Genomic DNA, 12,559 nt, shown 5'->3' with positions numbered 1-12,559 from the left:
CAGATGATGCCCCATACGACGCATAGGAGCAGCGTCAGGGTTTACCCGGGAGACCCCCACGGAGATCGGAGAGTCACCCCCTAGGTGTTGCTCGTGCCCCAGTCGTCCTCGTCGGAGCCGCGCTGGTCCCGCAGCGAGCGGACCCGGTCGGTGACGGAGGCCGGCAGCCGGTCCCCGACCTTGGCCGATACCGTCCCGAAAGCCTTCGATGCCGCCTCGCGCCCGGTCAGCGCGGCCGACTCGGCGGTGTTCCGGACCGCGGGATTCTGGGAGATCCGCTGGGCGGCCTTGCGGAGCTGCTCGTACCGTTCCCGGCCGGCCCGTGCGCCGAGCACATACCCCGTGGCCAGTCCCGCGATGAACGTGAGCCGGTAGCGCATTGCTCCACCTTTCCTCTCGTCGGTCCCGTCCGGTGCCGGTACGCACCGGAGTGCCGGGCTGTGCCGCGCGCCTACCCTCCGGGGCCGCAGATCACCCGAGGTGACCTGAGGCGATACCGATTGGCGGAGCACCCCCCTGCTTGCGCTAATGTATGTGTCGCAGCGAGCGCGCGCCGTCCGGAAGACCGGTCAGCGGTGCATTCGAGGCACACAGAGCAATCCCCTGTAGCTCAATTGGCAGAGCAGCCGGCTGTTAACCGGCAGGTTACTGGTTCGAGTCCAGTCGGGGGAGCTCGGTCCCCTGTAGCTCAATTGGCAGAGCATTCGGCTGTTAACCGGAGGGTTACTGGTTCGAGTCCAGTCGGGGGAGCAGAGAGAACGAGGACCCCGTAAGGGGTCCTTTTTCTTGTGCCATGGAACCAACGGCCCGTGATCGAGGTCCTCTTGGGCGTGCGTGGTCGCGCGACGGCAGCCCTCACGGGCAACAGATCGTATGAGCGGCTATGCTGCGGCAGACGGCGCGCACAAATGTGCGCGACGCGCCGTGGGGGGCGGTAGCTCAGCCGGTTAGAGCAGCGGACTCATAATCCGTCGGCCGTGGGTTCGAGTCCCACCCGCCCCACCGCAGCACCCAGGGGGGAGAACCTTTCTACCTGGGAGAGAACAGACAGAAGGGCCGCCACGCGCATGTGGCGGCCCTTCTGCACCTTCCGGACCAACGTGCCGTAAGTGTCCCCGCGTGCTCATCATGGTCATCCGCGGCCGTCCGGCCGTCAGGAGTGCGGTGCGGAAGGAAGGTGAGGGCGATGGAGCTGTTTCCGGCTATCCCGTATGGCGAGTGGCGGGAGACCAAAGAGACGGTTCATCGCTTTGCGCAGGTGGTCGGGAAGATTCGGCTCGCCGCCAGTGCGCGGCGTAATCACTGGTGGAACGTGCCGTTCCATCTCACCGGGCGGGGCATCACCGCCCGGCCGATGGGGCAGCTCGACGGCAATCCGATCTTCACGATCGACTTCGACTTCGTCGCACATCGGCTGGTCGTTTCGGTGCTGGACGGCCGGACCGTCTCGTTCCCGCTGGTCGGACGGTCCGTGGCGGCCTTCCACGACGCCCTCATGGATGCGCTGGCCGGGCTGGGGATCCGGGTGCGGCTCGCCGTTCCCAGGCCGTTCGACCTGCCCGACGCCGGCCGGCCGTTCGCCGAGGACACCGAGCACGCGGCCTACGAGCCCCGGCACGCACAGCGCTACTGGCAGGTGCTCAGTCAGGTGGCCTCGGTGCTGGAGGAGTTCGCCGCGGGCTATGAGGGGAAGGTCAGCCCGGTGCACCACTTCTGGCACACCTTCGACATCGCGCACACCCGGTTCTCCGAGCGGCGGGTCGAGCAGCCGCGGGAGACCGATCCGGTGACGCGGGAGGCGTACTCCAGGGAGGTGATCAGCTTCGGCTTCTGGTTCGGGGACGACGGCTTCCCCGAGCCGGCGTTCTACTCGTACACCGCGCCGGAGCCCGCGGGCCTGGCCGGGGAGCCGCTGCGGCCGGCGGCGGCGCGGTGGGTCGCCCGTGGGGAGAGCCATCTGGCCGTGCTGCGGTACGACGACGCCCGTGCGGAGGCCGATCCCCGTGCGGCCGTGCTCGGCTTCTACGAGAGTGCCTACCGTGCCGGGGCCGGGCAGGCCGGGTGGGATGCTGAGTGGCTGGCCTGTCCGGGCGGGGTGACGGACCCGCAGCTGCGACGGCCGGAGGCGGAGTGAACCGGTTCCGTCGAAGGTAGCCGGCTCGGGGCGCGCGTCTTCAGATCACCGGAGGGCGGCCGAGTTTCGTCATCCGCCATACCGTGCGCCAGCGCAGCGGACGCCGGCGGCCGCACGGGGTCCGCACCCCCTCGGCGAAACCGGCGGCCCAGGCGCGCAGGCCCGCCACCGAGGGGCTGCGGACGGCGGTCAGGGCGGCCCATACGCCGAGGTAGAGGGGGACCAGGACCGCGGGGAGGTGCCGCTTGGCGAGCCAGACGCGGTTTCTGGCGACCATGCGGTGGTAGACGGCGTGCCGGGTGGGTGAGGTGTACGGGTGCTGAAGCACCAGCTCCGGGGCGTAGCGGATGTGCCAGCCGTCGTCCAAGGCCCGCCAGGCCAGGTCGGTTTCCTCATGGGCGTAGAAGAAGTCGTCGGGCCAGCCGCCGATCCGGTCCAGCATCGGTACGGACAGGGAGTGCCCGCCGCCCAGGAAGGTGGTGACCGGACCGCCGCGTGCCGGGTCGCCGGCCCGCAGGCGGGGGACATGGCGGCGCTGGGTGCGGCCCCGCTCGTCGGCGATGCGGAAGCTGACGATCCCCAACTCCGGCTCGCGTGCGTGCAGTTCCGCCAGCCGGCTGAAGACGTCCGGGCTGATCAGCAGGCCGTCGTCGTCCAGGTCGACCACCACGTCGACGTCCCCGAGCTTGCGCAGCTCGTCCAGGGCGACATTGCGGCCACCGGAGACTCCCAGGTTCTCGCTCAGCTCGACACCGACGGCGCCGTGCGGCAGCGGGGGGAGCGGGGAGCCGTTTCCGATGACCACGATGTGGGCCGGCCGGAGGTCCTGCTTGGCGACCGAATCCAGCAGCGCCCGCAGTTCGGCGGGACGGTTTCCCATGGTCAAGATGGCGACGCCTACGCGCAGATGACGCACAGAAGTTTGCTCCGTTCTTGGCGGTCTTGTCGGGATGCTAGCCGCCGGGGGCGGCGACTGTGTGCCACGGCGCTTCCCCGGCGACATCCGGCCGTTGAACGCTGGGGAACGTCCTCGCCAGGGCCGGGAGCCCGCGGATGCCGGGTGTGTCGGACCGGCGCACCATGGAAGGACCGGGGGTTTGCACGGTTGCCCAGGGGGGTGGACGGAGGAAGCCCTCATGATGGAAGTCAAGACGGTCGACAAGCCGGATGAACGGCGCGACTTTCCCCGGGGTCACCTGGAAGCCCTGCACCTCACCGGACTGGACTTCGCCGTGGCCACCTTCGAGCCCGGCTGGCACTGGACGGAGTCGGTGGGCCCGATTGCCGGGACCGACAGCTGCGAGGTGCACCACAACTGCTTCGTGGTGCAGGGCCGGATGCGGATCAGGATGAACGACGGCGCGGAGTCCGAAGTGGGACCCGGCGATGTCTTCGTCTGCCCGCCGGGACACGACGCCTGGGTCGTCGGGGACGAGCAGTGCATCGTGTACGACTTCGCGGGCCAGATGGCGAAGGACTACGCGAAGGGTTAGGGAAAGAGGCAGGACAAGGGGTAGGAGAAGGGCCAGCAGGAGGGCCAGGGCGAGCCGGGCAGCCAGAGGAAGGCAGAGGCAGGGAGTGACCGCGCGGGGCGGGGACGCTGTCTGATCGGTGCCGCTGGTCGGCCCGTATGGAGCGAGGCCGGGGCGCGGTGTGCGCGGCCGCGTCGGCCGGCCGGGTGGCGTGTGGTTCGCCACGTGGATCCGGATGTCTAGGAACGCGCTCGGTGGGCAGGGGTGCGGGACGGTCCGGCGTGCGGAATACGTCACGGGTTGATCCCGTTGCCGCAGCCGGAGACCGTGTGACAAGCGTCGACAGACCGGAAGCAGGGAAACAGGCATGAGCACCATTGAGCTCACCAAGGAAAACTTCGACGAAATCGTCTCCGGCAACGATTTCGTCCTGATCGACTTCTGGGCCGAGTGGTGCGGGCCGTGCAAGCAGTTCGGCCCGGTCTTCGAGAAGTCCTCCGAGACGCACGACGACCTGGTCTTCGCCAAGGTCGACACGGAGGCGCAGCCCGAGCTGGCGCAGGCCCTCCAGATCCAGTCCATCCCGACCGTGATGATCGTGCGGGAGAACATCGCCGTCTTCGCCCAGCCCGGCGCGCTGCCCGCGGAGGCCCTGGAGGACGTCATCGGCCAGGCCCGTGCGCTGGACATGGACGAGGTCCGGGCGTCGGTCACCGAGGCCCAGCAGGCCGAGCAGGCGCAGGGCGAACAGGGTCAGCAGGCGCAGAGCTCGTGAGCGACCTTCTTCTGGTCCGGCACGGCGAGACCGAGTGGAGCAGGGACGGCCGGCACACCAGCTGGACCGATCTGCCGCTGACCGCCACCGGTGAGGAGCAGGCCCGCGCACTGCGGCCGCTGCTGTCGGACCGGAAGATCGGGCCGGTGTACGCCAGCCCGACGCAGCGGGCGCTGCGCACCGCCGAGCTGGCGGGCCTCGCCCGTCCGCGGATCGACGCCGACCTGCGGGAATGGGACTACGGCGGCTATGAGGGCATCGCCACCGCCGAGATCCACCGCGACCGGCCCGGCTGGTATCTGTTCTCCGACGGTGTCGCCGAGGGGCCCGCGGAGCATCCGGGCGAGTCGCCCGAGCAGGTCGGGGCGCGCGCCGACCGGGTGCTGGCCCGGATCGCGCCACAGCTCGCCGCCGACGACGGTGATGTGGCGCTGGTCGCGCATGCGCACTTCCTGCGGGTGCTGGCCGCCCGCAGGCTCGGGCTGCCGCCCGCCGCCGGGGGCCTCTTCACCTTCGAGACCGGGGCGGTCGGCGTCCTGGGGACCGAACACGACCGGCCCGCGGTGGTCGCCTGGAACGCCCGGAGTCTGTGAGCCCCGCTTCTGTGAGCCGGCTCCCGTGAGCCCGGCTCCCGTGTGGCCGCCGTCGGCGCGCTACGGATCCATCGGATCGAGATGCAACGGCTGCACCTTGCCCTCGATCATCGCGCCGAGCCCCATGACGGCACAGGTGTCGGGGTGGTCCGCGGTGTGTACCGGCATGTTCGTGGCCTGGTGGATCATCGGCTCCAGGCCGGGGATCAGGGCGCTGCCGCCCGCGAGCACGATGCCGCGTTCCCCCAGGTCGGCCACCAGATCCGGCGGGCAGCGGCGCAGCACGGCACCGATGCCGTCGAGGATCGAGGTCAGCGGGGTGGTGATGGCGTCCCGTACCCGCTCGGTGTCGACATGCACGGAGCGCGCCATCCCGCTGATCACGTCCCGGCCGTGCACCTCGGTGGAGCCGGGGGTGACCCCGTCGGCACCGGAGAGGATCCACTGGAGCGGGCGTACGGCCTGGCCCGCCAGCATCAGCTCGTGGTGCAGTCGCAGATGCTGGACGACCGCGTGGTCGATGGCGTTGCCGCCCACCGGCACGGTCTCCGCGGAGACGATCGAGCCGAGGGAGAGCACCGCGACCTGCGTGGTTCCGGCGCCGCACACCACGATCATGGTCGCCTCGGGCTGCTCCACCGGGAGCCCGGAACCCACCGCCGCGGCGACCAGGGTGTCGACCAGCTCCACCCGCCGCGCCCCCAGCCCGGTGAGCGTCTCCACGGCGGCCCGCTGGGCGAGCGGCTCGCTGCCGTACGGGAGACAGACCGCGGCCCGCATCGCCGGCCGGCGCCGCCAGGACTTGCGCAGCTTGTCGCCGACCAGGGTCCGCAGCAGCCGCTGGGCCATGTCGATATCGACGATGGTGCCGTTGGAGACCGGACGCACCACCCGGATGTAGTCGGGGGTGCGGCCGTCCATCACCTCGGCCTGGGCGCCGACGGCCAGCAGCGCCCCGCTGCGGGTGTTGATGGCGGCGACGGTCGGTTCGTCGACGACCAGCCCCTGGTTCTTCACATACACCCTGGTCCGGGCCGCGCCGATGTCGATGGCGGCCGAACAGCGCCGCAATTGGGCGAGGCTGATGGTCATGGGTGATTCCTCCCCGATGGGCCGGTATGGGCGGAGCGGTCGCGCGGCCGGTTCGCAAGGACCGCTCGTGCGCCATCCTCCGGTCGTGCGGAGGCCGCCGCCTGCTGGAAAGGTCCGCTCGGGGGACGGGGGCGGGGCGGTTGCGGCGAAGGGGTGACGAGACGGAAAGAGGCCGTGCGGCGGGCCCTCAGCCGGCCAGTCGCTGGTACAGCCCCCAGGTGAATTCGGGGACGATGTCCTGCGGGGTGCCGTCGGGGCCGGGCGCGGTGCAGGCCAGCCGCCAGCGGGTGGGGGCGCTGCCCTCCATGGGGCGGGCCGGGGCGAAGGCGCGGGCGACCTCGTCGACGGTGCCGGACCAGGGCCGGAGATCCGCGGTGCTGCGCAGGTCAGGGGCGGTGGCGCCGGGTGCCCGGACGAGCCAGGCGTTCCACACGGTGTCCCGGGCGCCGGTGAGGACCTCGAACCGCAGATCGGGCCAGAGCGGCACCGGCCAGGTCAGGGCCTCGCAGCGCAGATCGCCGATGCGGCGCGGAGTGACGGTCTCGGGGGTGCCGAGCAGCGCACGATACGGCCGGCTGCCGCCGGGCGCTCGCGGGGCGTGCATCCGTGCCTGCCAGCGGCGGTTGGCCTCACGCATCTCGGCGCGGGAGACGCCCAGGGTGCGCAGCGCCTCCTCGACCAGGCCGGGGTGGTGGTCGGCCATCCGGCGCAGCAGGACGACCTGGAAGGCGACCGGTCCGGGCAGACCGGAGGGGGCGCCGGAGCCGCCGGGCGGGTCATTGTCCGTGGTGTGGTCCATGAGGGACATGGTGCTGGACGGCGCGGGATACGGGGCGGCCGGGGCGCTCGCCCTCGGGGAGGAAGAGTACGGAGTTGACGTAGCGGCGGTGCGGGGCGAGGGAGCGGCGCAGCAGCCCGTGCTCGGCGACCTGGCAGGTGCGGGACTGATGGGCGGGCAGATCGAAATCGGCCAGCGGCAGCCAGCGGTCGTGCGGCAGCACCCAGCCGCGGTAGCCGTGGGCGGCCGTCCAGTCCAATACGGGGCCGAGCGGCTGGATACGGGTCTCCAACTCGACGAACAGCGCCGGGAGTTGGCGTGCGACGGTGTGCGCGGCGCCGCGCAGCACCGCCAGCTCCGCGCCCTCCGCGTCGATCTTGATGAGGGTGACGGAGACCAGCCCCAGCGCGTCCAGCGGGAGACAGGGCACGTCGAGGGCGGCGGTGTGCAGCTCCCGGCGTACGAGCGAGGACACCCCGCGGTCGCCGCGGCCGCCCGGTGGCAGCCAGAGCGTGGCGCAGCCCGTGTGGTCGGTGGCCGCGGCGGACACCACCTCGACATGTGGGGGAGTGGCCGAGGAGAGCAGACGGGCCAGGTGGGGGACCGGTTCGAGGGTGACCACCCGGTCGGCGCGCCGGGCCAGCCGCCGGGTCCACGGGCCGTACCACCCGCCGACGTCCACCGCCGTGCCGCCGGGCGGGCAGAAGTCGGCGAGCCGCCGCAGCTCCGGTTCGAACCGCGGATAGAGCCCGGCCACCAGCGCCGACACCAGCCGGCCCGGCAGCCGGGGCGCCAGCCGCGCGGCGAGCGTCACGACCCCGGTTCCCGGTCCGCGAGCCGGCCCAGCGCGCGGGTGTGCTCGGCGTCGCTGAGCTGTTCACCGGAGGAGGGCAGGAGCTGGGGAATGCCGTCGAGGATCGGATAACGGCGGTGCAGCCGGGGGTTGTAGAGCGCGTCACCGGGGGCGAGCAGCGTCAGCGGGCCCTTGTCGAGCGGGCAGACGAGGATCTTCAGCAGCGGGTCATCGGGCTTCATCGAGCGACTCCGGGGTTCCGGTGGGCGGTTCGGGGACGGGCGGGTCATGGCGGGGCAGGGCGAGCAGGACCGCCACCGCGACGGCGGTGCCGCCCAGCCGCAGCGCGCGCCGCAGCGGATCGGCGGGCAGCGGCTCACCGAACGCGACGGTGCCGCAGACGACGGTGAACACGCAGGTGACGGTGGTGCAGACGGGGACGATCACGGACGCCCGGCAGCGTTGCAGTGCGGTCTGGGACAGCACCAGACCGGCGGCCCCGGTGACGAGCAGGAGGTAGGGGTAGGGCGAGCGGAACAGCCGGGCGGCGACGGCCGGGAGGTCGTGGGGAGCCAGCAGACCGGAGACGCCCTTGATGGCCAGCGAGCTGACCCCGTAGAGCAGGCCGACGGCCACCCCGTAGGGGACACCCGCCGTCGGCAGCCGGTGGCGGCGCCGGGCACGCCGTTCCGCCGAGCGGTACAGCAGCAGACCGACGGCCAGCGACGGCACCGCGATCAGCAGCAGGGTGGCCGGCGGCGCGGTACGGGCGACGGCCCCCGCGTCCTCGCCCCGGAGGGAGGCGATGACCAGCACCAGCGCCACCAGGATCGCCACGATGCCCTGCCGCTCCCGGCCGCTGGTCCGCTCGCCCAGCACCGCCGAGGACAGCAGCAGCAAGAGGACCAGGCCCGAGACGAAGAGGCCCTGGGCGGCGGCCAGCGGCAGGGTGCGGTAGACGGCGAGCTGGGCGGCGAAACCGGCGGCCAGGGCGAGCGAGCCGGCCAGCCACAGCGGGCTGGACAGCAGCCGGCCGACGACCCGTAGGGGCTGCCGGGCGCTCAGCGCGGGAAGCCCGGCCAGGGCGCGCTTCTCCAGCACGAAACCGGTGCTGTACAGGACGTTGGCGAGCAGCGCGGACGCCACGCCCCACCACGGCACCGCGCTACTCCCCTGCCCGGCGGGCATGGGCGAGCAGGATCGAGGCCAGCGACGGGACCCGGCACGCGGCGCGGTCGAGGGGGCGCAGCGGCCGCGGCACATCGTGATACGGCGCACCGGCGATCCGTACGGCCTCGAAGCCGGACGCCGCGAGGAAGCCGCGCAGCGCACGGGCCGTGCAGAGCCGCAGATGGCCGACGACCTGGGTGCCGGGCCGGCCGTGGATCCCGCGCATGCTCACCTCCGAGAAGACGGGCTGGACCCCGGCCAGCAGCAGCCCGCGGTTGTACCAGGCGGCGAGGTTGGGGGTGGAGAGCATCAGATGGCCGCCGGGGCGCAGCACCCGGCGCAGCTCGTCCAGGGCGCCATCGGGATCGACGAGATGCTCGATGACCTCGCTGAAGAGGACCGCGTCGGCGGAGCCGGTCGCGAACGGCAGCCCCCCGTCGGTGAGTTCGCCGCGCACCACCCAGGGGATCCGGGTCCGGGCGCGGCGCAGGGCGTCCTGCGACCAGTCGACGCCGACCAGCCGGTGACCGGTGAGCACCTCCGCCGCGACGGCCGCCGCGGAGCCGTCGCCGCAGCCGATGTCCAGGATGGTGGCGGCCGGAGCCCCGGTCCGTACGGGCCCCAGGGCACGCGCCAGCAGCACCGCCTGCCGCCGGCTGCGGGCGGCGCCGGACGCGACCGGCACGGCGGGGTTCTCGTAGAAGTCCCGCAGCGCGGCGGGGGGCCGGGTCATCGGGCCGCTCCGCCGGCCGGGGGCGGGGCCCAGGCGGTGGCGGCGAGGGAGGAGCGGAACAGGTCGCCGAGCCGGGCCCCGGCCGCGTCGTCCAGGAGGGCCGGGGACCAGCGCAGCGCCACCTGGATCCGGCCGCCCACGGAGACGGTGGTGACGGTGAGCCCGCGCGGCATCCGGGCCGGGGCGGAGAACCACACCGCGGTCGGCCGGCCGGCGTCCCCGAAGTCCAGCGGGTAGGGGATCCGGCCGATGTTGGACAGCAGGGTGGTGGAGGTCCAGGGCGCGGCGGCGCGGCGCAGCGCACGGGTGACCGCGCCGCGCAGCCCGACCGGGAGGACGGGTGCGGTCAACATCGTTGCGTAGAACCCGAGTTGAGGCCCCGGGGCGGCGGCCTTGAGAGCGCGGGTACGGGCGGCGGTGCGGCGCAGCAGCCGCGCCACCGCGTCCGGGTCGGGCGGATCGGCGGTGAGCGCCCCGGCCTCCCGGCGCTCCTCGGGTCCAAATCCGACCGACACCAGCCGGGTCCCGTTGCCGATCGGCATCCCGGCATCGCGCGGCCGGTCGTCGACGGGCATGGTGACGACGATGGGAGCGGAGGCCGGGGCGGCCGGGGCGTGCGGGTGGGCCGGGGGCGGGGTCGGGGCGTGCAGCCGGTTCCAGCGGGCGATCATCAGCCAGGTGGCGACCAGCAGTTGGTCGTTGACGGTGTACGGCGCCGGCTGGGCGGGAGTGCGCGGGGGGCGGGCCGGGATCGGGAGTTCGGTCAGGAGCACGCCGTTGCCGTTGCCGGGGTGGGTGGGGTGGCTGGGCTTGCGGGGACTGCCGGGCTTGCCGCGCTGGGGAGCGCTGTCGGGAGCTGGGTTCGGGGCCGGGGCCGGGGCCGGGGCCGGGTCGGGGCCAGGGGCGGGGGCGATTCGTGCCGGGCGGGCGAGGCGGGGGCCGGGGGCCGGTGACCGGTCGGCGGGCGGTGGTTCCGGACGGGGCCCGGGGGCGCGTACGGGTGCGGGGGCGGGGGAGTTGTCGGCGCCGCCGTAGAGTTCGGCGGCGGTGGCCAGCACCCGCAGACAGGCCGGTCCGTCCAGCGCGGTGTGGTGGAGGGTGAGCAGCAGCACGGTGCCGCCCGCCGTCGCCCCCTCGATCACCTCCAGCCGTACGGGAGGCGAGGCGTCCAGCGGCGGACAGCGGTCGAGCGCGCGTTGCCGGGCGCGGGCCAGCGCACCGGGGCCGGGCGGCGGGAAGTCGACCGGGTCCACGTCCGGGGCGGCGGTGAGCTGCCAGCGGTAGCGGCGGTGCCACCAGCGGACCGGCGCCTGCCGCATCAGGATGCGCGGATGGCGGGCGAGCGCCCGGTGGAACGCGGTGCGCAGCCGTACGGGGTCGACCCGGCCGGGGAGATGCACCTCGATGTGTACGGTCTCCGGCTCACCCTCGTCCAGACAGTGCCGGGAGATCTCGTCGACGACGGGGAAGGGGAGACGGGCTACGGCGCTGTTGCGGCTCTGCTCCCCCCCACCCCCGAACCCACCCCCCGCCCCCTCCCCCGAAGGGGGAGAGGGGGAGGGGGCGGGGGAGAGCTCGCCCCGGCCGTCGAGCGGGGTGCTCTGGCCGTCGGGCGAGGTGCTCTGACCGCCGGGCGGTGTGCCCCGGCCTCCAGTTGGCGTGCCCCGGCCGTCAGGCGACGCGCCCCGTCCGTCGGGCGATACCCCCCGTCCGTCGGGCGACGCGCCCCGTCCGTCGGTTGGCTCGTGCCGGGCCGGTTGCAGTGCGGTCATCGGGTGGTGTCCTCCCCGCTGTGGTCGGTCGGCGGTGTGGGACCGCGGTCGGCGGGTGGTACGGGCCCGCTGTCGGCCGGCCGTACGGGGCCGCCCGGCCGGGGCCGGTGCCGCTCGGCCCAGTTCGGGCCGGCGCCCGGTGTCCGTCCCCGGGCCACGATCGGACGCCCCACAGCGGCCGGGCCGCCGTCTCCGTCCCGCACGCGGCGCGGAAGCGGCGGCGGCGTGGACAGTCCGGGCGGATCAACTGCGCTGGAAGGTCCGGGGGTTTCGGACGGCTGGGATGGCCCGGACGGGCCGGAGGCCCCGGGCGGCCCCGACGGCCCCGATGGCCCGGCCGAAACCTCCCCCGGTCCCACCGCTCCCGGTCCCGCCGCTCCCGGCCCCTCCGCTCCCGTCCCACCCGCATCCGCCCCCGCTCCCGCACCCACTACGGGCACCGGCCCCCGCGGCGCCCGCCCCCGTACGGTGACCACCGCGGCAGCCAACGCCAGTAGTGCCAGGGCCTGCGCGGTGGCGCTGAACGCGCCCTCGCCGGCGGCGTGGGGTTCCCCCGCGCCGAGGGCCGCGACGGCTCCGGCGCTCACCATCGCCGTCAGGGCCAGCGGGACGAGGAGGTGTGGCCGGAAGTACGCCAGGAGGGCCAGGGCCGGCACGATCAGGGCGTAGGGGCCGGAGACCAGGGCCAGTACCGCGGTCAGCGTCACGACTCCCAGCACCCAGGAGGGGGCGGGTGGCGGCGGTGCCGGCAGCGGCGGGGTGCGGGGGGTGCGGCGGACGAGGGCGGAGAGGAGCAGGAGCGCCACCCCCAGGGCGCCGCCGGCCAGGCCCAGGTCGTAGGCGACCGCCGGGGTGTAGGAGAGCTCGATGGTGCCGCCGGCGCCGGCCGGGACCAGGAATGCCTGTTGCCAGCCGTCGACCCGGAGCGGGGTCAGCCGCCGGCCGTGGAGTGTGGCCTGCCACCCGTCGTTGGCGTTCTCGTGCATCTGGAGGTAGACGGCCCGGCCGGCGCCGACCGCGACGCTGCGGCGGTCCCCCGACCAGTCCCCGGCGGTGACCTTCCGCACCGGCCCGGCGGACCGCTGCGCCGGCCCGCCGCCCGCGGCTTCCCGCTCTGTCCCGTCGCCCGCGGCCACAGATACGCGCGCCTGCCCGTCGCCCGCGGCCACAGATACGCGCGCCTGCCCGTCGCCCGCGGCCACAGATACGCGCGCCTGCCCGTCGCCCACGGCCACAGATACGCGCGC

General features: G+C 73.8%; 13 protein-coding genes, 3 tRNA genes and 1 pseudogene. 7 read left to right on the top strand and 10 right to left on the bottom strand.

Features of this window, described 5'->3' with window-relative positions; all coding sequences use genetic code 11:
- Nucleotides 1–80: 80 nt before the first annotated feature.
- Complete coding sequence (locus ACFWJW_RS27600; protein ID WP_387246459.1) at nucleotides 81–380, bottom strand: YtxH domain-containing protein; 300 nt, start codon at nucleotides 378–380, stop codon at nucleotides 81–83.
- 219 nt (nucleotides 381–599) lie between these two features.
- Here ACFWJW_RS27600 and ACFWJW_RS27595 point away from each other — a divergent pair.
- The 4 genes from ACFWJW_RS27595 (at nucleotide 600) to ACFWJW_RS27580 (ending at nucleotide 2,134) form a co-directional block, all read left to right on the top strand.
- Nucleotides 600–672, top strand: a tRNA-Asn gene (locus tag ACFWJW_RS27595).
- 5 nt (nucleotides 673–677) lie between these two features.
- A tRNA-Asn gene (locus tag ACFWJW_RS27590) sits at nucleotides 678–750 on the top strand.
- Nucleotides 751–928: 178 nt separating this feature from the next.
- Nucleotides 929–1,002: transfer RNA gene (locus tag ACFWJW_RS27585), tRNA-Ile, on the top strand.
- Between the two features lie 184 nt (nucleotides 1,003–1,186).
- On the top strand, nucleotides 1,187–2,134 hold the full coding sequence (locus ACFWJW_RS27580) for a DUF5996 family protein (RefSeq protein ID WP_387246457.1): 948 nt from the start codon (nucleotides 1,187–1,189) through the stop codon (nucleotides 2,132–2,134).
- Nucleotides 2,135–2,174: 40 nt separating this feature from the next.
- Here the strand turns inward: ACFWJW_RS27580 and ACFWJW_RS27575 are convergent, their stop codons facing one another.
- A complete protein-coding gene (locus tag ACFWJW_RS27575) occupies nucleotides 2,175–3,050 on the bottom strand; it encodes a glycosyltransferase family 2 protein (protein ID WP_387246455.1) in 876 nt (291 codons plus the stop codon).
- Between the two features lie 220 nt (nucleotides 3,051–3,270).
- Here ACFWJW_RS27575 and ACFWJW_RS27570 point away from each other — a divergent pair, with 220 nt between their 5' ends.
- The 3 genes from ACFWJW_RS27570 to ACFWJW_RS27560 all read left to right on the top strand — a co-directional run bounded on the left by ACFWJW_RS27570 (nucleotide 3,271) and on the right by ACFWJW_RS27560 (nucleotide 4,974).
- On the top strand, nucleotides 3,271–3,627 hold the full coding sequence (locus ACFWJW_RS27570) for a cupin domain-containing protein (RefSeq protein ID WP_387246453.1): 357 nt from the start codon (nucleotides 3,271–3,273) through the stop codon (nucleotides 3,625–3,627).
- A gap of 346 nt (nucleotides 3,628–3,973) precedes the next feature.
- Nucleotides 3,974–4,381 carry a thioredoxin gene (gene trxA, locus ACFWJW_RS27565; protein WP_042154422.1) on the top strand — a complete coding sequence of 136 codons (408 nt, stop codon included), beginning with the start codon at nucleotides 3,974–3,976 and terminating at the stop codon, nucleotides 4,379–4,381.
- Nucleotides 4,378–4,974: a histidine phosphatase family protein gene (locus ACFWJW_RS27560; protein WP_387246450.1), complete on the top strand. Its 597-nt coding sequence runs from the start codon at nucleotides 4,378–4,380 to the stop codon at nucleotides 4,972–4,974. The genes trxA and ACFWJW_RS27560 overlap by 4 nt, the downstream gene beginning before the upstream one ends.
- A 60-nt stretch (nucleotides 4,975–5,034) precedes the next feature.
- On the opposite strand, the gene ACFWJW_RS27555 is transcribed toward ACFWJW_RS27560, so the two are convergent.
- The 8 genes and pseudogenes from ACFWJW_RS27555 to ACFWJW_RS27520 form a co-directional block, all read right to left on the bottom strand.
- A complete protein-coding gene (locus tag ACFWJW_RS27555) occupies nucleotides 5,035–6,066 on the bottom strand; it encodes a rod shape-determining protein (protein WP_387246448.1) in 1,032 nt (343 codons plus the stop codon).
- A gap of 187 nt (nucleotides 6,067–6,253) precedes the next feature.
- Entirely contained in the window at nucleotides 6,254–6,865 is a 612-nt protein-coding gene (locus ACFWJW_RS27550) for a hypothetical protein (protein WP_387246446.1), read from the bottom strand.
- Nucleotides 6,843–7,658 carry an FkbM family methyltransferase gene (locus tag ACFWJW_RS27545; protein WP_387246444.1) on the bottom strand — a complete coding sequence of 272 codons (816 nt, stop codon included), beginning with the start codon at nucleotides 7,656–7,658 and terminating at the stop codon, nucleotides 6,843–6,845. Before ACFWJW_RS27545 ends, ACFWJW_RS27550 begins: the two co-directional genes overlap by 23 nt.
- Nucleotides 7,655–7,879 carry a Trm112 family protein gene (locus ACFWJW_RS27540; protein WP_387246442.1) on the bottom strand — a complete coding sequence of 75 codons (225 nt, stop codon included), beginning with the start codon at nucleotides 7,877–7,879 and terminating at the stop codon, nucleotides 7,655–7,657. Before ACFWJW_RS27540 ends, ACFWJW_RS27545 begins: the two co-directional genes overlap by 4 nt.
- The gene (locus ACFWJW_RS27535; protein ID WP_387246440.1) at nucleotides 7,866–8,825 is read right to left on the bottom strand and encodes a DMT family transporter; all 960 of its coding nucleotides are present in this window, start codon (nucleotides 8,823–8,825) and stop codon (nucleotides 7,866–7,868) included. The genes ACFWJW_RS27540 and ACFWJW_RS27535 overlap by 14 nt, the downstream gene beginning before the upstream one ends.
- On the bottom strand, nucleotides 8,803–9,540 hold the full coding sequence (locus ACFWJW_RS27530) for a class I SAM-dependent methyltransferase (RefSeq protein ID WP_387246438.1): 738 nt from the start codon (nucleotides 9,538–9,540) through the stop codon (nucleotides 8,803–8,805). Before ACFWJW_RS27530 ends, ACFWJW_RS27535 begins: the two co-directional genes overlap by 23 nt.
- Nucleotides 9,537–11,312, bottom strand: coding sequence for a condensation protein (locus ACFWJW_RS27525; protein ID WP_387246436.1), 1,776 nt, complete (start codon nucleotides 11,310–11,312; stop codon nucleotides 9,537–9,539). Before ACFWJW_RS27525 ends, ACFWJW_RS27530 begins: the two co-directional genes overlap by 4 nt.
- Nucleotides 11,309–12,559: pseudogene (locus ACFWJW_RS27520) on the bottom strand (DUF3367 domain-containing protein); the annotation flags it as partial. The pseudogene ACFWJW_RS27520 and the gene ACFWJW_RS27525, both read right to left, overlap by 4 nt.

This window comes from Streptomyces sp. NPDC127097 (assembly GCF_042724075.1).
GTDB lineage: Bacteria > Actinomycetota > Actinomycetes > Streptomycetales > Streptomycetaceae > Streptomyces.
This window is presented reverse-complemented; position numbering and strand designations above follow the sequence as displayed.

Bases quoted from the DNA above. Each gene is read 5' to 3' on its own strand.
- ACFWJW_RS27600 (WP_387246459.1), bottom strand. From the start codon at position 380: ATGCGCTACCGGCTCACGTTCATCGCGGGACTGGCCACGGGGTATGTG.
- ACFWJW_RS27580 (WP_387246457.1), top strand. From the start codon at position 1,187: ATGGAGCTGTTTCCGGCTATCCCGTATGGCGAGTGGCGGGAGACCAAA.
- ACFWJW_RS27570 (WP_387246453.1), top strand. From the start codon at position 3,271: ATGATGGAAGTCAAGACGGTCGACAAGCCGGATGAACGGCGCGACTTT.
- trxA (WP_042154422.1), top strand. From the start codon at position 3,974: ATGAGCACCATTGAGCTCACCAAGGAAAACTTCGACGAAATCGTCTCC.
- ACFWJW_RS27555 (WP_387246448.1), bottom strand. From the start codon at position 6,066: ATGACCATCAGCCTCGCCCAATTGCGGCGCTGTTCGGCCGCCATCGAC.
- ACFWJW_RS27550 (WP_387246446.1), bottom strand. From the start codon at position 6,865: ATGGACCACACCACGGACAATGACCCGCCCGGCGGCTCCGGCGCCCCC.
- ACFWJW_RS27540 (WP_387246442.1), bottom strand. From the start codon at position 7,879: ATGAAGCCCGATGACCCGCTGCTGAAGATCCTCGTCTGCCCGCTCGAC.
- ACFWJW_RS27535 (WP_387246440.1), bottom strand. From the start codon at position 8,825: ATGCCCGCCGGGCAGGGGAGTAGCGCGGTGCCGTGGTGGGGCGTGGCG.
- ACFWJW_RS27530 (WP_387246438.1), bottom strand. From the start codon at position 9,540: ATGACCCGGCCCCCCGCCGCGCTGCGGGACTTCTACGAGAACCCCGCC.
- ACFWJW_RS27525 (WP_387246436.1), bottom strand. From the start codon at position 11,312: ATGACCGCACTGCAACCGGCCCGGCACGAGCCAACCGACGGACGGGGC.